Genomic DNA, 22,742 nt, shown 5'->3' on the forward strand with positions numbered 1-22,742 from the left:
TACGCTCTTGTAGCATTTGTTTATGTTGCACTTTTGTGCGCCCAACTTTGACAACGCGCGTATTTTGCGTGTTTATTTTACGCCACTACGCCTACTTATTGTGCCTGCATACCGCTAGAATAATGGCTTATCCATTTCTTTTGGTATATCTAAGCCCATAACCTTAAGTATGCTCGGCGCAATATTGTTTAATCCACCATTTGCCACTTTTGTTACGCCATTAGCAAGGCAGAAGCACCACACTTGCCCAATCGTATGATTTGTGAGAACATTACCCTGCTCGTCTCTCATCTCCTCGCAGTTGCCGTGGTCGCTTGTGATGAAAAGTGCGTATTTATGAGACTTTGCGGATTCTATAATGCGTCCAAGCTCCTTATCCACTGCTTCTACTGCAGCCTTTGCCGCTTCAAAGTTCCCTGTATGCCCCACCATATCACCATTTGCAAAATTCACAACAACAAAATCAAACCCCTCTTCTATACCTTTTAGCACCTCATCGCCCACCGCCGCCGCACTCATTTGCGGGAGCAAGTCATAGGTTTTTACATTTGGCGAGGGGATAAGCACGCGCTTTTCTCCCTCAAACTCAGCCTCACGCCCACCATTAAGGAAAAATGTAACGTGTGCGTATTTCTCTGTCTCCGCAGTATGGAGCTGCTTCAAGCCATTTGCTGCAATCACTTCGGCAAGAGTATTTTGCACCTTTTGCTTAGGAAAGAGAATAGGATAAGGAAAATTTGCATCGTATTCTGTCATTGTGGCAATGTGGCATTTCACTACGCATTCTCTCTTAAAGCCCTCAAAGTTAGGATTCCCTAGCGCATCGACAATCTCTCTTGCCCTATCAGAACGGAAATTGATAAAAATAAATCCCTCATTGTCCTTGATACCTGTGAATCCGCCAAAACTTGCAGGGACAATAAACTCATCATAAATACCCTCTTCATATAGAGAGCACACATATTCTTGTGGGCTAAGTGTGCTAGGATTTGCACCTATTACGAGGGTATCATAGGCTTTTTGCACCCTATCCCAGCGTTTATCCCTATCCATAGCGTAAAATCGCCCGGCAATACTTGCTATGGAGATATTTTTACCACATAGATTCTCAATCTCTGTTATAAAAGTATTCGCACTTTGGGGTAAAACATCACGTCCATCGGTGATTAAATGCAAAAATACCCTTTTGTTTTGATTTTCCAAAATCTGCGCTAAAGCCTTAAAATGCTCAATATGTGAATGCACTCCACCATCACTCAATAATCCGCATAAATGCACTACCTCCACATTTTGCACTACTTGCAAAAAAGCGGGATTTTTTTGAATCTCACTCTTTGCGATAGCCTGTGAGATTCTTACCAAATCCTGATAAAGTATGCGCCCAGAGCCAATACACATATGCCCCACTTCGGAATTTCCCATTTGCCCCTCTGGTAGTCCTACACTCATTCCAAATGTATCAATCATACCATAAGGCACATTTGCAAAAAGATAATCATAAGTTGGTTTTTTAGCGTGGTAAAAGGCATTGTATTGTGTTTTTTCACTATACCCTATACCATCAGTAATCACAAGGATACTCTTCATATACACCCCTTAGGAACAAAAATTAACTAATTGTAGCTAAAATCTAAAACCTTTCATAAACCAAAAACTGCCTTAAAACCTTTCGCAAGGCTTAAGATAAAGGACATAAATATGCTGTATTGGCTCTATCAAACTTTTGGTATCAATATCTTTTCTTATATTACTTTCCGCGCGGGGGTGGCATTTTTTTGTGCCTTTGGCTTTAGTATCGCCCTAATGCCTTATTTTATCAAATGGGCGAAGGCAAAAAAGGCAAATCAGCCCATTTCTACCTATGTAGCCGCGCACGAGGGCAAAAAGAATACCCCCACAATGGGCGGAATCGTATTTGTTATAAGTATGCTTTGTGCCTCTTTGCTCTGTGTGAATCTCTTTAATCCCTATGTATTGCTCGGGCTTTTTTGCATCATTAGCTTTAGTTTCATTGGCGCAAGAGATGATTATATGAAAATTTCAGCCAAAAGCAATGCTGGAATGAGTGCAAAAATGAAGTTTTTTCTCCTTTTTGTTGTCTCTTTAATCATTACCGCTTTACTTTTATACATAGGGCATAATACAAACCTTTATATTCCATTTATGAAATATCCGCTCTTTGATATGGGTGATTTTACAATCGCAAACATTCCTATCATCGCCCTTGCCTTTTGGATTCTTGTATTTTTGGCTACAAGCAATGCCGTAAATATTACAGATGGGCTTGATGGATTAGCCACCGTGCCGAGTATTTGCGCTCTTTTTTCATTATCAATTTTTGTATATGTGGCAGGACACGCGGGATTTTCTGGCTATTTATTATGGCCCAAAGTCGTAGATAGTGGGGAGCTCGTTATTCTCTCTGTGTCGCTCATCGGTGCACTTTTTGGATTTTTATGGTATAACTGCCACCCCGCACAAGTCTTTATGGGGGATAGTGGTAGCCTCGCACTTGGAGGCTTCATAGCTTTTATGGCGATTGTCTCAAATAACGAGATTCTGCTTTTGCTCATTGGCATTATTTTTGTGATTGAAGCTCTTTCTGTGATTTTGCAGGTGGGAAGCTACAAGTATCGACAAAAACGCATTTTTGCTATGGCACCTATTCATCATCATTTTGAAGTGCGTGGCTGGGCGGAAAATAAAATCATTGTGCGCTTTTGGATTATTGCAATTTTGGCAAATCTCATCGCACTTTTAAGTCTAAAGATTCGCTAAAGGAGCATTATGCGTATAAGTATTTTTGGCTATGGCGTTACGACCACGCCTCTTGTGGCATTTCTCAATGCGCAAGGACATAAACTAAGTATTTATGATGATAAATTTCAAACTCTACATTACGATGAATATGGCAACACTCTGCTTCCCTCCTCACATTTTGAAAGCAGCAAAAGTGATATGGAGATTCTCAGTCCAGGTATCCCGCCCACACACCCTTTAGTGCTTAATGCAAAGAATCTCATCAGCGAGTATGATTATTTTACAAATCTCTTGCTACAAGATTCACAAAAAAATGGTGCAAATAAAGCACAAGCACCCTTTATGATTTGGATTAGCGGGACCAATGGCAAAACAACGACAACCGAGATGACCACACTTTTATTAGAATCTTTTGGTGCGCAAAGCGGCGGTAATATCGGCACACCCCTAGCGGAACTCTACACGCAAAAGCCAAAAGTATGGGTGCTAGAGACAAGCTCCTTTAGTTTGCATTATACGCACAAAGCCTATCCTCGCATTTATGCACTTCTACCTGTAAAAGAAGATCATATTAGTTGGCACGGCAGTTTTGAAGCCTATATAGAGGATAAGCTAAGCCCTTTAGCGCGTATGGATTCTCACTCTGTCGCCTTTATCCCCGCGCAGTTTAAAGACCACCGCCTAGTGAAAACATTTCAAGGGAAAATGATATACTATGAAGATAGCGCGGATTTAAGCCAAAAATGCAGTATCGCTATGGAAAAGATTAGATTCAAAGAGCCATTTTTGCTTGATGCAATTCTTGCGCTAAGTATCGCCAAATACGCCTTTGGTGCGGATAATATCGATTTAATTAATCGCTTTTGTATTGGCGCACACAGAATCGCGGAGTTTTATGACAAACATCATCGCTTATGGGTTGATGATAGCAAGGGAACGAATGTCGATGCGACCATTCAGGCAATCGCGCGATATGAGGGAATACATATTATGATTATCCTCGGTGGCGATGATAAGGGCGCAAATCTCACGCCACTCTTTGAATCTATGCGTGGCAAGGATATTGAGATTTTTAGCATAGGTGCTAATGAAAAAAGACTCATCGAGTATGCAAAAAACTATGGGATTCCAATCACATCTTGTGAAAACCTGCAAAATGCTATGCAAAAAATTCACGCAAAACGCACACTAGATTCTAAAGATGTTGTTTTACTCTCTCCAGCTGCTGCGAGTTTGGATCAGTTTAAATCTTATAAAGAGAGGGGGGAAATTTTCACCCACCTTGCTTTGGGAGAATCTTAGCCATAGTGCGTCAAGCTAAAAGCCTATACAGATTCAAAAATACCTACTAAGCTATGGACAAAAATACGAGATTCTAAAATAGAGCAGAGTAAAAACAAAGGCAAAATGTGTTATCTTACAGTATTCTACAACTTAAGCGACATTTAATACAGTAAGTCTTAGAATCCGTGACATATTTCTTTCAAAAGGAGCTTTTATGAAAAGATTAAGTGTAGGCTTGTGCGCGGCATTGTTTCTTTTGGGCTGTACTGAGCCAACTCCACAAGCAAAAGTAGAGGAGAACGCAAGGGCAGAAATATCTAAAAGATTGCAAAAACCACTTGAAGTAACCTATGGCAAAGTGCTTAAAGAAGATGAAACAGAAGCGATGAATAAATGTCTCTCTGCTGATTTGGTAAGCAAACTTACCACAGAAGAAAAGCTATTTTTGGGTGGAAACACAGCAGAAAAAACAAAAGTGGCTAAAGAAGCCGACAATGTGGCTAGCAAGCTTCTTTTCACAAGCAATGAGTTCAAAGGCTCTCTCAAGACCTGTTCTGCTGTTGTGGGCGTAGTCAAGGCAATTAATAAAGTCAAATAAATAACCTCTTTAAATAGTCAAAGCATTGCAACCTTGTGTTTTTATGCTTTGACTAGAATCCTCTCTTACTTTTTACTCCTTGTATGTTTATCACAAAACCTTAACCAAATTTAGCAACTTCACGATACAAGCCAAGAAATTTACTAGGCTTAGATTCTCTATTTTTGTTTAGTTCCTAAATCCTACCTATGAAGATTTTATCCCAGCGCGGATAATTTCACCAAAACCCTCTAGTTCGAAACTCGCCGAACCTACAAGCACACCATTGACATAAGGTAGAGACAGAATCTCACTCGCATTGTTAGCATTCACACTACCACCATAAAGCAATGGCGCGTCTGTGAGCTGTGAAAGCATTTTATGCGTAGATTCTATTTGCTTGAGGCTTGCACTCACACCCGTGCCAATCGCCCAAATAGGCTCATATGCGATAATAAGCTTAGAATAACTCGTATCAATACCACTAAGTTGCTTACTCAAAAACTCCTTTAGCGCGTTTTCACCTTTTTCTCGCACCTCCAAAAACTCACCGATACAATAATATATACTAAATCCTGCTTCTTTAAAGAATCTAAACTTCTCGTTGATAAAATCCTGACTTTCGCCAAAAAGTGTGCGCCGCTCACTATGCCCGATAAGCAAATGTGAGATGCGAAATTCCTCTAGCTGCTTGAGTGTAATCTCACCCGTAAAACCTCCGCTTTGCGCAAAGTAAGCATTTTGCGCACCGATATGAAAATGCGCAAAGCTATCATCTAAAAGTGCGGTGGCAGAGGGAAAAATACTCACTTGCAAATGCGATTTAGGCTGTATAGCAGAATCTTGCAAACCCTCCCCCAAAGATGCATTTTTGCAAGTCTCACTTTTGCAAGGCACATTTAGAGATTTAAGCAAAGATTCTAAACCTTCTGCATATGCACACACTTTGGCGCGTGTGAGATTTGATTTAAAGTTTGCAGCGATGATTTTTGACATTTTTACTCCTTTGAAATGTAGAATCTGCCAAAGTGAGGCATTTAATACCATAAATATGAGATTCTTAAAAACACAGAAATAGCATTTTATCTTAAAGTCGCAAATATCCCCTAGTATTGTTAAAACTCCCGACAAAGTGTCAGTAGTGGCAATTTAATATTTTGCGTTACAATCTTGCCCTTATAGTCTTAATTTGGCAATGAGGAGATTTATGAATACTCTAAGCGTGATTGATACTTTCGGTTTTTTCTTTAGGAGTTTTTATGCGCTCCCTCCGCTCAAAAATTCACAAGGCTTCCCTACCGGACTACTCGTGGGATTTTGTAACTTACTTCAGTCTTTATACAAAGACCCCTCTTGCACCTATGTTGTTTTCGCGTTGGAGGGCGGCGGAGAGAATAAGAGGCGCGAGATTTATGACGCTTATAAACGCAATCGCCAAGCCCCACCCCAAGAGCTCATTATGCAGCTACCTGTGGCGATTGAGTGGATTAGCAAAATGGGCTTTTTAAATATTAGCATTAATGGCTATGAAGCCGATGATGTGATTGCCTCTATTAACAAAATCGCAAACAATCAGCACATAGCAGTTAGAATCATCAGCCACGACAAAGATTTATATCAGCTCATCGATGAAAACACCTATATCTACGACCCCATTGGCAAAAAAGACATAAAAGAACAACAATGTATCGAAAAATATGGTGTGAAACCTGCGCAGTTTGTTGATTATCAATCGCTTGTGGGCGATACTAGCGATAATGTGGCGGGCATCAAGGGAATAGGCGCAAAAAGTGCGCAAAAGCTTATATCACATTTTGGCAGTATAGAATCTATGTATGCACGCGAGCAGGAACTAGACGACATTGTAAGCCCTCGTATTGCAAATCTCGCTCGCGAAGGCAAAGAAAGTGCGCTTATAAGCAAAAAGCTTGTAACCTTACACGATGATTTGTTGCAAGAGCTTGACTTAAGCAAATGTCTTATGCCGCAAACCAACCCTATGCTTAAAATCCTCGATGAACTGAAAAAATATGAGCTGAAAAATATCATCTCAAAGGTGCAATCTCCACACGAGCGACACGCACAGAGGAGAAGTGCGCAAAGAGGCGTAGGAAGCAGTCTTGATTCGCTTTCAAAAACAACGCAAAGCTTTTATTTCAAAGCGCACTTGCTCGATAATGTGGCAGATATAGAATCTATCCTCTCGCGCGTGGAAAAAGGCACAAAAATTGGATTTGATTGCGAGAGTGATAGCCTCAATCTCCAAGAGGCGAATTTGGTTGGATTCTCATTTTGCTTTGACGGAGAAAATACCTACTATGTACCAGTGGGGCATAATTATTTGGGTGTTGGCAAACAGCTTAGTATAGATGAGGCAAGGCATATTATTTCACGCATTTTTGCCTACCCGCTTATCGGGCATAATCTCAAATTTGACTTAAGCCTTATCTATCGCACTTTGGGGCTAGAACACAATAATGAAATTTATGATAGTATGATTTTAGGGTGGCTATATGATTCTATCTCGCCAGTGGGGCTTGATAAACAAATGCTAAAATGGTTTAAACACACAATGATAAGCTTTGATTCTATTGTGTCAAAAGGTGAAAATTTCTCGCAAGTCAATATCAATACTGCTATGCAATACGCCGCCGAAGATGCTGCCGCGACTTTCGCACTCTATCATCGCTTAGAGGAGGAGTTTCACGCAAGGAATTGGGGTGAGATTTTGGAGTTAGCCTATACTTTGGAATTTCCATTCATCAAGGTGCTTATGGCAATGGAGTGTGAGGGGATTAAAGTTGATATGGCACTTTTAGAATCTCTAAGAGACAAGATGAGTGAGCAAATCGCACATTTAAGCGCACAAATTTTCGCCCTTTGTGGAGAAAGCTTCAATCTCAACTCGCCCCAACAACTTTCTCAAGTGCTTTTTTCACATTTAGGGCTAAAGCCCGGACGCAGTGTCAAGGGAGGTTTAAGCACCGATGAAAAGACGCTTTCAGCCATAGCACACAGCCACGAGGTCATACCCTTGATTTTGGATTATAGAGAGGCAAACAAGCTTAAAAGCACCTACATAGAACCGCTTTTGCGCTTTGGTGCAACAAATGATGATCATAGAATCTATACATCATTTTTGCAAAGTGGCACAGCCACAGGACGACTAAGCTCAAAATCGCCAAATTTACAAAATATTCCGGTAAGACGCGAGGAGGGACGCAAAATCCGCGAGGCATTTATAAGCAAAGACAGGTATAGCCTCATAAGTATTGATTATTCTCAAATTGAATTGCGCCTTTTGGCACATTTTTGCAAAGATGATTCACTGCTTGAATCTTTTAGGCAAGATAAAGATATTCACTATGAAACAGCTGCGCGACTTTTTGGTAAGGAAAATGCAGAGCAAAAACGTGCGATTGCAAAGTCAATTAACTTTGGACTTATCTATGGTATGGGGAGCAAAAAACTTTCTCAAACTCTGCAGATTTCACTAAAAGAGGCAAAAAGCTATATTGAAAGCTACTTTGCACTTTTCCCCACAATAAAGGATTTTCTCAACGCGCAGGAGGCATTTTTACTAGAAAATGGTTATTCGCAGACATTGCTCGGGCATAGACGATATTTTGACTTTGAAAGTGCTACTGATTTTATGAAAGCAAACTTTTTGCGTGAGGGCATAAACTCTATTTTTCAAGGTAGCGCGGCAGATTTAATCAAGCTTTCAATGTGTGAGATTCACAAAAAATATGCAAAAAGTGATTTAAAAATGCTCCTGCAAGTGCATGATGAACTCATTTTTGAAGCACCTAGCAAAAAGGCGCAAGAATATGCACAAGAAGTGGCGCATATAATGAATAACATCTACACGCTTGAAGTGCCTTTAAAATGTGGCGTGAGTATCGGGCATAACTGGGCAGAGCTAAAATAAAGCGCAGATTCTAAAACTTATGAATCTTGTGTGTTGTGGATAGCGATTTATCAACATTTAGCAAAATTTTTGTAAAAAATGTATAATACGCGCTATTCTACTTAAGGAGGCAGTTATGGCTAAGATTTTAGAGGGCAAAAAAGGACTTATTGTAGGTGTGGCAAATAATCGCTCAATCGCCTATGGCATTGCTAAAGCGTGTAAAGAGCAAGGGGCGGATTTAGCTTTTACTTTTTTAAATGAAGCCTTAGAAAAAAGAGTGCGCCCTATTGCAGAGGAACTAGGCAGTGAAAAATATGTATATGAACTTGATGTAAGTAAGGAAGAACACTTTAGCGCACTTGCAGATGCACTTAAAAAAGATTTTGGCACATTTGATTTTATCGTGCATTCTGTAGCTTTTGCTCCTAAAGACGCATTAGAAGGAGATTTTGTCCAAACAAGCAAACAAGCCTTTAATACTGCTATGGAAATCTCTGTGTATTCACTCATTGAACTTTCTCGTGCTATGCTCCCGCTGCTTAATAAAAATGCGGCAATTCTCACCCTTACCTATCTTGGCAGCGTGAAATATGTAACAAACTATAATGTTATGGGTGTGGCAAAGGCAGCTTTAGAATCTAGTGTGCGCTATTTAGCGTATGATTTAGGCAAGCAAGGCATTCGTGTGAATGCAATCTCTGCAGGTCCAATTAAAACTTTGGCAGCAAGTGGGATAAGTGATTTTAATATTATGCTTAAATGGAATGAAGCAAATGCGCCATTGCGTGAGAATGTGAGCATTACACAAGTAGGCAATGCCGCAATGTATTTGCTAAGCCCTCTTGCAAGTGGTGTTACCGGAGAGGTGCATTATGTAGATGCGGGGTATAATATTATGGGAATGTGCGCCACCGAGGAAGTCGATGGCAAAATCACACCTCGTTGGGATATTTTACGCTCTTAAAAAGCAATCATAATATTTGCGAGGTAGCTAAGCTGCATAGACAGAGCTTCATTATTACTCACTCCTAATTCCTTAAACTTATCGCTCAAAGGGAAGCTACCTCGTCCCATTACTTCAAGGCTTACAAAATCGCTTAACACAAAACCTAGTCCTAGATTCACATTCACGCCAAATCCTTTTGCACTCTCATCATTGAATTTGAGTTGCGCATAATGCACACCCGGTCCGCCAAATGTATAAAATCGTGGAGTGAATCTATATCCTTCTTCCCAAGTGATACCATAGCTTCTATATGATGGCTTTGAGCTGCTATCAAGGATATTTGATTCTGCGACTTCAGCAAGGATACGCGTAAAAAGCTTTTGGCTTGTATTTATCTGCAAGCCCAATGCACCACGTCCGCTTAAACCACCCTTTTCATTATATAAAGTTTCACCCATATTGCTCCATTTGACATTTGTATCAGCATTTTTAAACCAAGTCGTTTGAGAACCTATGCTTCCGCCTACTATAAAGCGATATTTTTGCTCCTCTGCTCCAAAAACACATAATGCAAAAGCAAATGGAATAAAAGCAAGAATTTTCTTCATTATTTCTCCTTTTTGTGAGGTTGTTATAAGCTTATCAGTTTTGCAAACCACAGCTTAATATAAAAATCACATTTTTTGATTAGAATTTTAATATATAAGGTAACCAATCGAATAAATACCATAACATATTTTCCTCCTTTTTATACTATTAAAGATGTAATCGTAGGGTAGATTTCTACCCTGATAGATAGCCTCAAATTAGAATTGAAGACCAATGAGTATTCCAGCGACTAATGCCCACATACTACACCTCCTTTTAAAGATTATCCCAAACCAAAACTTTATGATTTGATTGAATGATTATACTATAAAATATAATAATTGTTATTATTTTATATATCAATATTTTGAGTAATGTAATTTTGTAACATAATCTTTTTTAAGTCAAATTTGCCTACAATGTGTCTTTTATTTTCATAAAGGATTCAAAAACAATGCGTTTTAGAGAACGACAGAGCCTCCACCTCATCTCACTTGGCTGCACAAAGAATCTTGTAGATTCTGAAGTAATGCTTGGACGATTACAATCTTATACCCTCACACAAGAGCTTGAGAATGCTGATGTGATTATCATTAATACTTGCGGTTTTATAGAATCTGCTAAGCAAGAGAGCATTCAAACCATACTTTATGCGCTTAACTCTCGTAAAAAGGGTGCGGTGCTTGTAGTGAGCGGGTGTTTAAGTGAGCGTTATGCTAAAGAGCTCAAAGAGGAGATTCCAGAGATTGATATTATTACGGGCGTGGGCGATTATGACAAGATTGATGTAATGGTGAGAGAGCTTAAATCCATGCAATCCAATCAAGTTTTTTTAGCCAATGAAACCCACGAGCGCAGTATTATCGGCTCAAATTTTCACGCATATATTAAGCTAAGCGAAGGGTGCAATCAAAGTTGTAGCTTTTGTGCGATTCCTAGTTTCAAGGGGAAGCTCCACTCTCGCAGCCTAGAATCCACCACAAAAGAGCTGCTTCATCTCTACGAAAAGGGCTTTCGTGATTTTAGCTTTATCGCTCAAGATTCTAGCTCATATATGCGTGATTTAGGGCAAAAAGATGGGCTTATACAGCTTATTAAACGCATTGACTCGCTCAAACTCCCCATTAGCTGTAGAATCCTCTATCTCTACCCTACGACAACAAGCCTTGAACTCATTGCCACGCTTGGAAACTCGGCAAGTTTCTTGCCCTATTTTGATATGCCAATCCAACATATTTCAGATTCTATGTTGAAAATTATGCGGCGTGGGGCAAATAGAGCCAAGCACATAGAGATTTTAAAAGCAATGCGCGAGATTGAAGGCAGCTTTGTGCGCACGAGCTTTGTGATTGGACATCCGGGCGAGGGCGAGGCGGAGTTTGAAGAGTTATGCGCATTTGTGGAAGATTTCACATTTGATAGGGCAAATCTTTTTGCCTACTCGCCGCAGCTTGGCACAAGAGCGTATGAGATGAGTAATCGTGTGAGTGCCAAAACGACTAACGCACGACTAAATAGGCTCAATGCCATTATCAAAGCGCAGGTAAAACATCACAATAAAGTACTTGTAGGCAAGGAATGCGTGGCAATTTGTGAGGGTAAAAGCGAGATAAGCGAGTATTTTTATAAGGCGCGATTAAAACTTTGGGGTAAAGACATTGATGGGGAGATTCTGCTTAATGATAGTGAGATTTGCGATGAAAGTGGGCAAATGCTTCCGCTGAATGAGGGCTATTATCGTATGCAAATCACAGAATATAAGCAAAACTTTCTTTTTGGTAAAGTTCTTGCGCACTAATGTGTATCAAGACAGATTCAGAATCCCTATGGTATTTTTGTGCGTATATTCAGCAATTTATGGGGTTTTAGTCTATGGATAAAGAAATATTGCTCTCAAACATAAACAGGATTCACACCACTACAATGGGACTTGAAAGGATAAGGAAAAATCTTAGAATCCGCACAAACAATGTCCTAGGATACTGCAAGGACAAAATATTAGATAAGCATTGCCACATATACAGGCAAGGCAAAAATTGGTATTGTGAAGTCGATAATATAAAAATAACGATTAACGCATCAAGCTACTCTATCATCACAGCGCACAGTATTTGATAAAACATATTAGCTCTTTGTGCATTACTCACAATAAGTAAAAAAATACTTACACAATCAAAGAAAATTAAATATTTTTTAATTAACTATGACGTATAATTACACCCGAGATTTGATGAAATTTATCTCTACCTCTAACTAACGCTCAAGGGGTTTTTATGCTTTCACTCATTCGTGCCTTAGGCATCAAAAAACAAATTCTTATCTCATTAGGTATCCCTCTCATCGCCCTTATTTGCTTTCTCTTTCTGCAGCTCTCCCAAACCTTTGCTTCTATGTCTCAATCTCAAATACTAGAAAAGCAAATTTTAATATCCGAACAAATCTCAAAACTCGTTCATGAAATGCAAAAAGAACGTGGGTTGAGTGCAGGATTTGTCGCGAGTAAAGGCACAAAATTTGCCAATGAGATTAAAGAGCAACGCATTCTTACAGATAAAGAGTATAAAACTTTGCGTGATATGGTTGCAGAAAACAATGATGTAGATTCACGTTTTCTTTCCGCTTTACAACAAGGATTGGAATTAGTGGAAAAAATTTCCCAAACAAGGCAAAAAGCCGATACTTCTATGAATACCCAAGAGAATGTGGGAGGGCAAGTTGTAGGGTATTACACAACAACGATTGCTTTTTTACTTGATAGTGTTTTAGAATCTACAAAAATTATTAATGACGCACAGCTTGCTAAATCTATGGTGGCTTATACAAGTTTTCTTTACGCAAAAGAGCGCGCAGGGCTAGAGCGCGCCACCGCAAATGGAATCTTTGTCGCTAATGTCGCCCCAAACAATGCGGGCTACAACAAAGTAGTTTCACTTATTGCCGAGCAAGAAGCATTTTTAAAGATTTTTCTTTCTCTTGCCTCACAGCAAAGCCTTGATTTTTATCACAACGCAATCAAACATCAAAGTTTTGCTGAAGTTGATAAAATGCGTAATATCCTCCACGAAAAGCGTCATAGCGGAGATTTTGGGATTGATGCGAAAGTATGGTTTGATACCATTACACAAAAAATCAATGTGCTTAAAGACATTGAGGATTTCATCGCATCTTATATTAACAAATCTATCAATGCGCATATTGATACCCTACAAAGTAGCTTTAGGCTACTCCTCACCATATATAGCCTTGTGCTTATTTTTACCATTATTGTTAGCATAGCAATGGTTAGGAGCATTCTTACTCGCCTTAATAATGTCAATCTCAAACTTGCCTATATCACACAAAACAAAGATTTGACAGGACAGGTAAAAATTCTTGCAAATGATGAAATTTCAAGAATGGCGCGCTCTGTAAATGCCTTTATCCGCTATATACACGATGTATTCTTGGAGGTAATGAAACTTATCAAAAACAATCTCTCCATCACACAAATGCTTGTTGAAACATCATCTCATCTTGATAGCAACACTAAAAATATTGCCAAAATTTCACAGGATAACACCGAGCTAGGCGAAAGGAGTGTGAATATCATTGAGCAAAACATCACCCTTTCAAATGCAACAAAAGAATCTTTAGAAGATGTGCTTAATACGATGCAGCAAACTCAAGCACTCATAAGCTCTATCAACGAAGAAATCACAAAAGACGCACAAAAAGAAGATGAAAATATGCAAAAGATTCTCTCTCTTGCTAATGAGGCAAAAAATATTCAAAGTGTACTTGTAACTATTACCGACATAGCAGACCAAACAAACCTCTTAGCACTTAATGCAGCTATTGAAGCAGCGAGAGCTGGGGAGCACGGACGAGGCTTTGCTGTGGTGGCTGATGAAGTGAGAAAACTAGCGGAGCGCACACAGCATTCCATTACCGAGACAGGTAGCATTATCCAATCTGTCTTGCAGTCTATTGATGAAGTATCAAGTGATATGGAAACCAGTGCCAAATCAATGAATAATCTTTCAAAGCAGGGTGAAGTGATGTATGGCAATATACAATCTCTTGCCACACTCGTGCAAGAAACAATGCAAAAATCATTGCAAAGCCTAGAGGGAGCACAAATGGCGAATGAAAATACATCAATGATTGTTGATAATGGTGTTAAAATCGCCGCTTGTGTAAGCCAAATCGTAGAAATCAATAATAATATGCAAAAAAGCTCACACGAACTCGCCAATCAAAGCAATGCGCTTGATGAAATGATAAGCACCTTTAAAACATAATCACGCTTTGCTAGAGAGCTTGTTTATTAGGTTGCATTTTACAATCAGGCGATTGGTTGCTTCTATTCCTATTTGGTGGTATGTTTATAATTGATTTAGTAAAGTATGATTAGCAGCATTACAATAAACAAATTATAGTCTTTGGTTTTTTAGAGACAGATAGAAGCATAAATGTAAATGGGGAAGAGTGGTAAATTTAATGTAAGTATAGGTATGTTTGGGAATATACAGGGCAGAGACTCAGGCGTCCATAAAGCCTTAGATTTATTCGCACAAACAGGAACAAAGCTTTATGCTCCATTAGATTGTGAAGAGTTTTTAAAATACTACAATACCGATAGAGCAAGAGGTTTAATTATGTTTAGATATTATTTTATACAATATTTTAAACCATATCAAAGACAAATAAAAATACTATACAACACCTTTTTTGCTTATTTTTTACTTGAGTTATTTGTTGGAGTTTTTGGAACTCTAGTGCTTATGGCATATTTTAAAAACGATACTGCCTTAGAAATTCAATTTATGCAAAACCTCCCTATGAGTGTGAAAATACTATTTATACATTCTTGTTGGTTTTATGTAGCAACTTGTATTTTAATCATTTTTAGCTTATTCTTTACTCCTAGTTTCGCAAGAGCAAAAAATCATAATGTGGGCAAGATTCTAATGGAAGTAAAATGGCAAAGGTGGAGATTTACAGGTTGGATTTATATATTTTTTCTTGCTGGATTTTTGATATTTATAGTATATGGCTTAGGTTTGAAACTCTACGCTTTTGGCTTAGTTGTGTCGTTGATATGCTGGAATAAGTCATTGGAGTATATATCTCAAAATTCTCTTAGTATCACAGAAAATGGTTTATTAGTTGGGCGAATCTTTAGTGATGTCTTTATTCCTTATGAACATTTCTACCTTTTAAGTGAGAAAGATATACAAGTTGCTTTGAATGCCAATGTGATATATTTTAGATATGGTGAGGGAAGCAATGATATATTAAGTTTTGAGTTGATTGTTAAAAATGGAAGCCAAGTAAAGGAATCTTTTATGAATTTTTACAATGAAAAAGTAAAAGAATATAAGCAATCTCACCAAGAGGATTCTACAAATGCAAACTAACAACACAAATACGAATAATAGCGAGGAGTAAGCAACTTGATTCAATATATAGACAATGGAGGCAAGAATATGGATACAAAGCAAGATATAAGATATGATGAGTTTGGAGAGGAGATTATGTATGAGCTGAAACATAATCCTAATTAGTGGGATTATCTCATACTTTGTTCTATGATTCTAAAGATAAATATAATCACATTCTTTCAGCAGAAGTTATAATGTGCGGTATTGATTGCAAATCATTGCTTAATAATATAACACTACCGACACAAGAAAACACAGAAATTCAAAGCGATTTAGTATCACAAGAAAAGATGGAAGGAGCACAACGATGGCAGTAGCGATGGGCATTGTCCTTTTTATAACGCTTATGCTTCCTATATCTACAATATTTTACACTGCTGCCACAATGCTTGTGCTGTGGCTACCCTATCAGCTGCGTTACTGCATTGATATATATTTTCTCTTAGGAATGCTTATAGGCTATATTGTGGTGGGTATTCTTGGCTCTACCTTCTTTTTCTTGTATATCAGAGATGTATCATTCATTCGTTTTTTGCTTATCATTGTGGGTATCTCAAGCCTTTTTATCGCTTTTCCCCACATTTGCTATGTGTTTTATAAATTTATCAAATCCCCAAAACAAGCGCAACATCAGCCCATTGCAACAGATGTGGCAATGCCTCATTCTATACCCCGTGAATCTTTTGCCTCATCTTGCGCTACGCCCTCCAACAAAGCCCCGCTTTTTAAAACAATCCCGCCCAAAATCGTGCTTGGTGCGTGCGTAAGCGGACTATGGGGGATAATAGTATTGGCGACTATGTTCTTTCTAGTGGGATTATTTAGATTCTAGTCTCTCAAACTGCGCAAGAAAGCGGTATAGATGCTATCTAGCTCCTCTCTTTCCTTGCGAAGTTTGTCGCTGCATTTTTGTTCGCCCTCTGCCTTATTAGAATCTTTACTCAAATCCGCTGCACAATCTAGCACAGATTCTAGAATCTGCATTCGCTTGAGGAGATATTCAAACGCCGCCTTGTCAATATCGGGCAGCTTGTTTATGGCATTTGCTTCTTTTGCCCTACCTTTGATTATCACACGCGCGGGGATTCCCACAGCAGTGCAATCTTGTGGCACATCTTTTATTACCACAGAATTTGCACCAATTTTGGCATTTGCGCCAATGCGGATATTTCCTAGAATCTTCGCCCCAGCACCAATGACAACGCCATCTTCTATGGTGGGGTGGCGTTTGACTTTTTCAAGGCTTGTGCCACCTAGCGTTACGCCTTGATAAATCATCACATCATTGCCTACTTCGGCAGTCTCGCCAATGACTACCCCTGTGGCGTGGTCAATAAAAACACGTCTGCCAATCGTAGCCGCAGGGTGAATATCCACATTTGTTATAAAGCCCGTAAGCCCCATAAGAATACGCGCTAAAACTTTGAATCCAACCTTATGAAGCCTGTGCGCAATACGATAATGCACGAGCGCAATCAGCCCGGGGTAGTTAAAAAATAATTCTATGCTCTTATTAATGGCGGGGTCTTTTTGTCTGATAATGCAAAAATCCTCCTTGATAGTCTGCCATAGTCCTATGGGTTGGGTGGCGTGAAAGGGTGTAGATTCTATATTATTTTCTATGTGATTTGGTGTGCGTGATTCTTCCACCCTTTAATCTCCCTTTGTCGTAATCGTGCGCAAATAACCATTCTCACTTAGCATTACATAAAGTCGCCCAAGCATTTCTTTCTTGCCCTCGCTATCGAGGTTTTGATTATCCTCGATATGCTGCTTTAGCCTACGCTCTATGTCTTTAGTATCATAATCCAAATCATCAAGCACATCTAAAATCGTTTGAGCTTCAATGAGGCGAGTAAGCTCATAGCCCTTATTTAAATCATCATCAAATTCCACGCTAAATTCTGTGGGGTGCGTGAAGAGATTATGCCGCATTCCAAGCACCTCCTGATACGCACCCACAAGGAAAAATCCCAAAAAATATTCCTCTTTTGTAACATCTACATCGTGCAAAAAAAGCGGCTGTGTCGCATTAAAAGCAATCTCACCATCAGAATCACAAGTAATATCCCATAAACTCGCGCTTCGATTCGGTCGGCGATTGAGCCTATCAAGGGGCATAACAGGAAAGTTTTGCGCCAACCCCCAATAATCAGGCAAACTTTGGAAAAAGCTACAATTCAATAAGTAACGCTCCTGCACCTGCTCTTGAATCTGTAAAATCTCATTAAAATTCTTATGTTTTAAAAGCTTAATAACTTTTTTGATGATGAGATGCACGAGCACTTCGGTATTTGAGCGGTCTTGCAAATCAATATAGCCCAAATCAAAAAGCGTAAGCAAAGATTCCATATGGTCAAGACTATCGTGGAGATATTCAATCGCATTTTTCTCCACCACGCTATTATAGAGATCAAAAAGCTCTTCAATAAGCGGAGGATTGCTCTTTTTAAGCTTGAGGGCTTTTTCGTCATATTCTTGTGAAAAAAGCTCCAAAACAGGCGCGATAAGCACTGCGTGGCTTGCGGCGATAAATCGCCCAGATTCTATAAAAATATCAGGCTCTGGCTCTTTTTTGTTTTTAGCAATCTCGCGCAAAGAAAACACAACATCGCCGCTAAATTCATTCAAAGTGTAGTTGCGATTATTCGCGCCCTCGTGTTGCGTGTATTCCACAGCGAGCCCTCCACCGATATTGACGCATTTTAGATTTTTTGCTCCCTTTTTGCGTAGCTCCGCATAGATATTTCCCGCCTCCCTAATAGCGCGCTTCAGCGGTGAAATATCGCTAATTTGGCTACCGATATGGAAGTGAATCATTGTAAATTTATGCAGGAGCTGCTCTTTTTCAAGCATATTTATCGCCTCTAAAAGCTCGGTGCTTGTAAGTCCAAACTTTGAGTTTATGCCCCCGCTTTTTGCCCAAATCCCCATTCCTGTGCTATGGAGGCGGATTCTAAGTCCAATATTAGGATAAGGCTCACCTAGCTCACGCGCCACCTCGATAATCGTCCCTAGCTCGTTTAAGCCCTCGATTGTAAGCGTAATATCGTGTCCCATATTCGCTGCACTAAAGCCTAGAGAAATCATCTCCTTATCTTTGAATCCATTAACCGTTATGGGCGCATCTTTATTCGTATAAGCCATAGCGAGGATAAGCTCGGATTTACTCCCCGCCTCTAGCCCATAGCATTTATCCTTGCTCTGCTCTACAAGTGGGAGGACGAAATTTGGCATTTGATTGACTTTGAGGGGAAAAACAGCCTTAAATCTACCCTTGTAAGAATACTCTTTAATCGCGTCTTCAAAAGAAGCAAACACCTTATCAACTTGCTTTTTTATTAAATGCGGAAATCGAAGCAACAATGGTCCTTTGTAGCCTTTCTCACGCGCCTCCTGCACAATGTCAATCAACGCCGGTTTATGCCTATAATTTACCTTAACCTTGCCATTATCGATAGTAAAGTCGTTGTTGCTCCAAAAATTAATGCCATAATCTACCATATTTCCGCGCCTCACTTGTGGTAAAAAAGAGTGAATTATAGCACTTTAATAGCACTTTATGGCTATACTTATGCAAAACAAACCTATTCTCTACACAAATGGAGCATAAATGCACAATCCTAACGATACCCTCGCGGATTCACAGCCTAGCCACAGCGCAGATTCTACCTTACAATCTAACGCAAAAACGCAAAAGGCACGAGATTTTTTGCCTATGCTTGATATACCGCAGGAAAACCTTACACATTTAGGATTCTTAAATGAGCTTATAGAACATATAGAGACGCTAGGATTCCTCAATATGAATCTTGCGTCCTTTACGCTTGAGGTAATTGCCCTAGATAGCGCGGATATGCGCGAGCTAAATAGCACTCATCGGGGCAAAGATACCACCACTGATGTATTATCCTTTCCTTTATGCTGTGATATGTTTAGCGAATCTCACACATTGACAGATATGATTTTGAATGAAAATTTAGAGGCACAGGAGTATAAAGGGGGGGATTCTAATGAATCTATGCTCCCGCTGTGTTTAGGAAGTGTAGTGATAAACTATGAACTTGCCGAGCAAGTTGCCAAAAAGCACGGGCATAGCGCACAAGATGAAATAAGTTTGCTTTTTATCCACGGGCTTTTGCATATTTTGGGCTTTGATCACGAAGTGGATAATGGGGAGCAGCGCACAATGGAGCAAAGGATTATAGAATCTTTGGGATTAAAAGAAAGCTTAATCGTGCGTGAAATGGGCTAAACTCTGCCTACCTCGCACGATAAAAATAAAAATTGATGTGCTTATAAAAAATCTTTGAAAAATTCTTTAAGCCAAACTTTCATTTCCTCGTTGCGCTGTAATCTTAGCATACAAATTCTTGATACATTCCTTAACTTTTCTTTTTATGCTTATGTAGGAAATATGTTATACCCCCTTTTTTAAACTTGCTTAAATTTAAGTAAATTTTAAGGGGAATAGACCAAAGAGTTCAATAATCCAAAAAAACAAACATTGTAGAAAGCAAATTGAATAAATGCAAGAGGGCGATAGTAGAGCGGATTCGTGTATAGAATCCGCGCTTTTTTAGAGCAGATTCTCAACGCACCAAGCTCCCCCTAAGTTTAATTAAGTATAGCCCCAAAAATTAAGCTTAATATTTTACAAGATTCTCACTTGCACTATTTGCCGCCTCTTGCAATCTCCTGCCACACTCTTAAAAGCTCCGAGCTAATCTCCTCATCAATAACACTTAGTCCCACGCCCTCGCACATTATACGCAAATGCCGCACCTTATGTGTGTATTCGATTTGGCTAAGTGGGTAGAGCGCACTATCAAGCCATACATACACACCCCACACGAGCATTTGACTTGCCGCCTTTGGATAAGCGACATTGAGCGAGCCATCATTGTTGCCCTCTTCTATGAGAGATTCTACAATAGGGACAATATGATTGTGCTTGAGACGATACCCAAGGGCACGAAAAGAGCCAAAAAGCGTGTTTGAATCCTGCACAAACGCCTTGTGTTTTAGCATATAATCCAAATGTTGCATAATAATTGTTTTAATCTTATCTCTACCATTTTTGTGAGGATACTGAATCTGCCATATCTGCTTTATTTGCTGCTCGTATTGCCAAAAGATAGATTCTAAAATATCATCTTTACTATCAAAATAATGGTAAATCGCGCCCTTGCTTAAACCATAAGTGGCTAATTTATCGACAATATCTTGCATTCTCACATTTTCAAATCCGTGCTTATTAAAAAGCTTGAGTGAAATATCAAGGATTTTTTGTGCGCTTTTGTGATTCTTTGGCATAGTATTCCTTTTAGAATCGAGTATTATTTTGGTGTGGATTGCATATCAAACAATTGATTTTATCTTAACATACAAAAGACAAACAAAAGTATGTTGATATGTATATAAATGCCTAGATTAAGCTTTTATAGAGAAGTAAAATTTTTAAAATCAAGTTATGAAATGGTAAATCCTAAGAACTCGCATATAGAATCGAGATTATTGACTAAGATAGAGGATTAAAGCTATACATAGAGTTTGCATAACGCAAACCCTACAAAAATTCAAGCTACTTTTTTGCGAAAATACCAAGATAAATAGCAAATAAAAACCCAAGCCCAACAGCCCAAGGTGCATAGGCGCTAATGCCATTTGGCGAGCTTGCAAGTAAAAAATTATGTGCTATTGCAGCTCCAGCTACCATACCGAGTATGAATATCACTGAACTTAAGTTTCCTGTCCCCATTTGCACGAGGTGTTTTCCGGGACAGCCCTCACTCAAGCTAAAGCATAATCCAGCTAAAACCATACCTAAGAAATTCCATACAAAATCATTGTGAGCTATGGCTTGTCCCTCAAAGCCAAATTTGTATTGTCCTAGGGCGAAATTAACTATACTTGCAGACGCGATAATAGCAACTATGCCCCAAAACATTGAAAAATCTCCCCTAAAAGCCCTTGAAAAAGCACCTACCGAGCAAAATTTGCTTTTGTGCATAAGGATTCCAACAATAGCACCAATCACTAAAGAAACAAGTATGGCAGCGTGTTGAGAAGCGGGACCCTTTGTAGAGGTAAAAGGTATGCCATTACTTAGCTTTAAGCCAAAAATTAAAACGCCAAGCATAAGCAAAGTCAAAACAACAGGCAAAAATCCTATGCTCTTACTGACAGAAACACTCTCTTGAAGTTTGTATCCGCGACTTTTGAAAAACATTCCCAAACCAACGCCCCCGGCTAAGCCTAAGAATCCGGCGATAGCTGTCATATCTCCCCCGCCAAGTCTCAAAAAAGCCCTCCAAGGACAGCCTAGAAATACAAGTGCGCCAATCATAGCAAATATGCCTAAGAAAAAGAGTGAAAATGCTGAAGCAGAACCCTTTGCGCTAAATTCTTTTGTCCAAAACATACTCGCTAAAAAGCCACCTATGATAAGTCCAAAAAGCTCGGGTCTTAAGTATTGAAGAGTCTCTACGCGGTGAAATCCAAGTGCGCCGCTACTATCACGCAAAAAACAAGCTGCACATATTCCCATATTTCCGGGATTTCCGGCATAAACCAAATAAGCAGCTAAAGCACCAAGTGCTATCCCTGAAACAATAAACCATTTTGTGTTTGCATTCATTATGAACTCCTTATGTTTGTTTGAAATCAAACTGACCTCTAAGGCTGAAATTATACTCAAAAATCACGCAAAACAAGATTTTAAAAGCACAATAAACATAAAGAGAGCAAAAAGGTTAAGTAGATTGTGTAATATTGTGTGATTGCATATATCGTTGCAAGATTTCACACGCACTTAGAGAATCTATGCGCCCATCTTTTTGAGCTTTGGCACGATTTTGCCTTTTCATATAAGAGAGAGATTGCAAAGCATTAGAGCTTGTATAGTCCTCATTGACAAAGCAAATCTCACCCTCAAAACTAAGAAGGGAGATAAAATGAGAGATGCGCTTTTGCATATCACTATGCTCTGCTTCCCCGCCGCTTGGTATTCCCACGACAAGTATGTGTATGTCGCGCTCTTTGAGAACATTATCAAGCTCTTTTGCAGCTTGATTACGATTGTGGCGCGAAATAGGCTCTAAAGGCAAAATAATTCCCTCTTTAAGAATTGCTATCCCTATGCGCTTCAACCCCACATCACACGCTAAGATATTTATCTCTTTCATTTTTACCTTACCCCTTTCTCTCCGCTTGTTTTTAGAAACTCAATACCCTTGCCTTGATGTCTTT

The 22,742-nt window shown here is 39.2% G+C and carries 19 protein-coding genes; 11 read left to right on the plus strand and 8 right to left on the minus strand.

Translation table 11 applies throughout. From position 1 onward, the window contains the following. Positions 1-114: 114 nt before the first annotated feature. The gene (gene gpmI / locus BN2458_RS09025) at positions 115-1,593 is read right to left on the minus strand and encodes a 2,3-bisphosphoglycerate-independent phosphoglycerate mutase (RefSeq protein WP_173644088.1); all 1,479 of its coding nucleotides are present in this window, start codon (positions 1,591-1,593) and stop codon (positions 115-117) included. 105 nt (positions 1,594-1,698) lie between these two features. On the opposite strand from gpmI, the gene mraY reads away from it, so the two are divergent. The 3 genes from mraY to BN2458_RS09040 all read left to right on the plus strand — a co-directional run bounded on the left by mraY (position 1,699) and on the right by BN2458_RS09040 (position 4,642). Next, positions 1,699-2,778 carry a phospho-N-acetylmuramoyl-pentapeptide-transferase gene (gene mraY, locus BN2458_RS09030; RefSeq protein WP_034325374.1) on the plus strand — a complete coding sequence of 360 codons (1,080 nt, stop codon included), beginning with the start codon at positions 1,699-1,701 and terminating at the stop codon, positions 2,776-2,778. Between the two features lie 9 nt (positions 2,779-2,787). Further along, positions 2,788-4,062, plus strand: coding sequence for a UDP-N-acetylmuramoyl-L-alanine--D-glutamate ligase (murD, locus tag BN2458_RS09035; protein WP_034343558.1), 1,275 nt, complete (start codon positions 2,788-2,790; stop codon positions 4,060-4,062). Positions 4,063-4,258: 196 nt separating this feature from the next. Further along, positions 4,259-4,642 (plus strand): hypothetical protein, encoded by a 384-nt coding sequence (locus BN2458_RS09040; protein ID WP_034343562.1) that lies wholly within the window; start codon positions 4,259-4,261, stop codon positions 4,640-4,642. A gap of 186 nt (positions 4,643-4,828) precedes the next feature. On the opposite strand, the gene BN2458_RS09045 is transcribed toward BN2458_RS09040, so the two are convergent. Continuing rightward, the gene (locus BN2458_RS09045; protein ID WP_034325376.1) at positions 4,829-5,617 is read right to left on the minus strand and encodes a triose-phosphate isomerase; all 789 of its coding nucleotides are present in this window, start codon (positions 5,615-5,617) and stop codon (positions 4,829-4,831) included. 211 nt (positions 5,618-5,828) lie between these two features. Between BN2458_RS09045 and polA the strand changes: the two genes are divergently transcribed. Further along, on the plus strand, positions 5,829-8,552 hold the full coding sequence (gene polA, locus BN2458_RS09050) for a DNA polymerase I (protein ID WP_034325377.1): 2,724 nt from the start codon (positions 5,829-5,831) through the stop codon (positions 8,550-8,552). Between the two features lie 115 nt (positions 8,553-8,667). Next, complete coding sequence (gene fabI / locus BN2458_RS09055; RefSeq protein ID WP_034343564.1) at positions 8,668-9,498, plus strand: enoyl-ACP reductase FabI; 831 nt, start codon at positions 8,668-8,670, stop codon at positions 9,496-9,498. On the opposite strand, the gene BN2458_RS09060 is transcribed toward fabI, so the two are convergent. Continuing rightward, positions 9,495-10,088 carry an outer membrane beta-barrel protein gene (locus tag BN2458_RS09060; RefSeq protein ID WP_034343567.1) on the minus strand — a complete coding sequence of 198 codons (594 nt, stop codon included), beginning with the start codon at positions 10,086-10,088 and terminating at the stop codon, positions 9,495-9,497. The genes fabI and BN2458_RS09060 overlap by 4 nt on opposite strands. Before the next feature lie 434 nt (positions 10,089-10,522). On the opposite strand from BN2458_RS09060, the gene rimO reads away from it, so the two are divergent. The 5 genes from rimO (at position 10,523) to BN2458_RS09085 (ending at position 16,323) form a co-directional block, all read left to right on the plus strand. Continuing rightward, on the plus strand, positions 10,523-11,866 hold the full coding sequence (gene rimO, locus BN2458_RS09065; protein ID WP_034343569.1) for a 30S ribosomal protein S12 methylthiotransferase RimO: 1,344 nt from the start codon (positions 10,523-10,525) through the stop codon (positions 11,864-11,866). A gap of 74 nt (positions 11,867-11,940) precedes the next feature. Next, on the plus strand, positions 11,941-12,183 hold the full coding sequence (locus tag BN2458_RS09770) for a DUF3781 domain-containing protein (RefSeq protein WP_081951499.1): 243 nt from the start codon (positions 11,941-11,943) through the stop codon (positions 12,181-12,183). Between the two features lie 158 nt (positions 12,184-12,341). After that, the gene (locus BN2458_RS09070) at positions 12,342-14,348 is read left to right on the plus strand and encodes a methyl-accepting chemotaxis protein (RefSeq protein ID WP_034325381.1); all 2,007 of its coding nucleotides are present in this window, start codon (positions 12,342-12,344) and stop codon (positions 14,346-14,348) included. A gap of 177 nt (positions 14,349-14,525) precedes the next feature. Beyond that, a complete protein-coding gene (locus BN2458_RS09075) occupies positions 14,526-15,467 on the plus strand; it encodes a hypothetical protein (RefSeq protein WP_034343571.1) in 942 nt (313 codons plus the stop codon). A gap of 331 nt (positions 15,468-15,798) precedes the next feature. Further along, the gene (locus tag BN2458_RS09085) at positions 15,799-16,323 is read left to right on the plus strand and encodes a hypothetical protein (protein ID WP_034343573.1); all 525 of its coding nucleotides are present in this window, start codon (positions 15,799-15,801) and stop codon (positions 16,321-16,323) included. Here the strand turns inward: BN2458_RS09085 and cysE are convergent. Continuing rightward, on the minus strand, positions 16,320-17,069 hold the full coding sequence (gene cysE / locus BN2458_RS09090; protein WP_034325429.1) for a serine O-acetyltransferase: 750 nt from the start codon (positions 17,067-17,069) through the stop codon (positions 16,320-16,322). The genes BN2458_RS09085 and cysE overlap by 4 nt on opposite strands. A gap of 75 nt (positions 17,070-17,144) precedes the next feature. Beyond that, a complete protein-coding gene (gene speA / locus BN2458_RS09095) occupies positions 17,145-18,995 on the minus strand; it encodes a biosynthetic arginine decarboxylase (protein WP_058122095.1) in 1,851 nt (616 codons plus the stop codon). Between the two features lie 109 nt (positions 18,996-19,104). Here speA and ybeY point away from each other — a divergent pair, with 109 nt between their 5' ends. Further along, positions 19,105-19,746, plus strand: coding sequence for an rRNA maturation RNase YbeY (ybeY, locus tag BN2458_RS09100; protein ID WP_052082070.1), 642 nt, complete (start codon positions 19,105-19,107; stop codon positions 19,744-19,746). Positions 19,747-20,165: 419 nt separating this feature from the next. Here the strand turns inward: ybeY and BN2458_RS09105 are convergent, their stop codons facing one another. The 3 genes from BN2458_RS09105 to ruvX all read right to left on the minus strand — a co-directional run bounded on the left by BN2458_RS09105 (position 20,166) and on the right by ruvX (position 22,678). Next, entirely contained in the window at positions 20,166-20,807 is a 642-nt protein-coding gene (locus BN2458_RS09105; RefSeq protein ID WP_034325388.1) for a TetR/AcrR family transcriptional regulator, read from the minus strand. A gap of 268 nt (positions 20,808-21,075) precedes the next feature. Next, on the minus strand, positions 21,076-22,131 hold the full coding sequence (gene yedE, locus BN2458_RS09110) for a YedE family putative selenium transporter (RefSeq protein WP_034342421.1): 1,056 nt from the start codon (positions 22,129-22,131) through the stop codon (positions 21,076-21,078). A gap of 115 nt (positions 22,132-22,246) precedes the next feature. Next, positions 22,247-22,678, minus strand: coding sequence for a Holliday junction resolvase RuvX (gene ruvX, locus BN2458_RS09115; RefSeq protein ID WP_034342423.1), 432 nt, complete (start codon positions 22,676-22,678; stop codon positions 22,247-22,249). Positions 22,679-22,742: the final 64 nt, after the last annotated feature.

This window comes from Helicobacter typhlonius, assembly GCF_001460635.1.
Lineage (GTDB): Bacteria > Campylobacterota > Campylobacteria > Campylobacterales > Helicobacteraceae > Helicobacter_C > Helicobacter_C typhlonius.

Excerpts from the sequence above, each read along its gene's own strand:
- mraY (WP_034325374.1), top strand. The coding sequence starts at position 1,699 with ATGCTGTATTGGCTCTATCAAACTTTTGGTATCAATATCTTTTCTTAT.
- murD (WP_034343558.1), top strand. The coding sequence starts at position 2,788 with ATGCGTATAAGTATTTTTGGCTATGGCGTTACGACCACGCCTCTTGTG.
- BN2458_RS09040 (WP_034343562.1), top strand. The coding sequence starts at position 4,259 with ATGAAAAGATTAAGTGTAGGCTTGTGCGCGGCATTGTTTCTTTTGGGC.
- BN2458_RS09045 (WP_034325376.1), bottom strand. The coding sequence starts at position 5,617 with ATGTCAAAAATCATCGCTGCAAACTTTAAATCAAATCTCACACGCGCC.
- polA (WP_034325377.1), top strand. The coding sequence starts at position 5,829 with ATGAATACTCTAAGCGTGATTGATACTTTCGGTTTTTTCTTTAGGAGT.
- fabI (WP_034343564.1), top strand. The coding sequence starts at position 8,668 with ATGGCTAAGATTTTAGAGGGCAAAAAAGGACTTATTGTAGGTGTGGCA.
- BN2458_RS09060 (WP_034343567.1), bottom strand. The coding sequence starts at position 10,088 with ATGAAGAAAATTCTTGCTTTTATTCCATTTGCTTTTGCATTATGTGTT.
- rimO (WP_034343569.1), top strand. The coding sequence starts at position 10,523 with ATGCGTTTTAGAGAACGACAGAGCCTCCACCTCATCTCACTTGGCTGC.
- BN2458_RS09770 (WP_081951499.1), top strand. The coding sequence starts at position 11,941 with ATGGATAAAGAAATATTGCTCTCAAACATAAACAGGATTCACACCACT.
- BN2458_RS09070 (WP_034325381.1), top strand. The coding sequence starts at position 12,342 with ATGCTTTCACTCATTCGTGCCTTAGGCATCAAAAAACAAATTCTTATC.
- BN2458_RS09075 (WP_034343571.1), top strand. The coding sequence starts at position 14,526 with ATGGGGAAGAGTGGTAAATTTAATGTAAGTATAGGTATGTTTGGGAAT.
- BN2458_RS09085 (WP_034343573.1), top strand. The coding sequence starts at position 15,799 with ATGGCAGTAGCGATGGGCATTGTCCTTTTTATAACGCTTATGCTTCCT.
- speA (WP_058122095.1), bottom strand. The coding sequence starts at position 18,995 with ATGGTAGATTATGGCATTAATTTTTGGAGCAACAACGACTTTACTATC.
- ybeY (WP_052082070.1), top strand. The coding sequence starts at position 19,105 with ATGCACAATCCTAACGATACCCTCGCGGATTCACAGCCTAGCCACAGC.
- BN2458_RS09105 (WP_034325388.1), bottom strand. The coding sequence starts at position 20,807 with ATGCCAAAGAATCACAAAAGCGCACAAAAAATCCTTGATATTTCACTC.
- yedE (WP_034342421.1), bottom strand. The coding sequence starts at position 22,131 with ATGAATGCAAACACAAAATGGTTTATTGTTTCAGGGATAGCACTTGGT.
- ruvX (WP_034342423.1), bottom strand. The coding sequence starts at position 22,678 with ATGAAAGAGATAAATATCTTAGCGTGTGATGTGGGGTTGAAGCGCATA.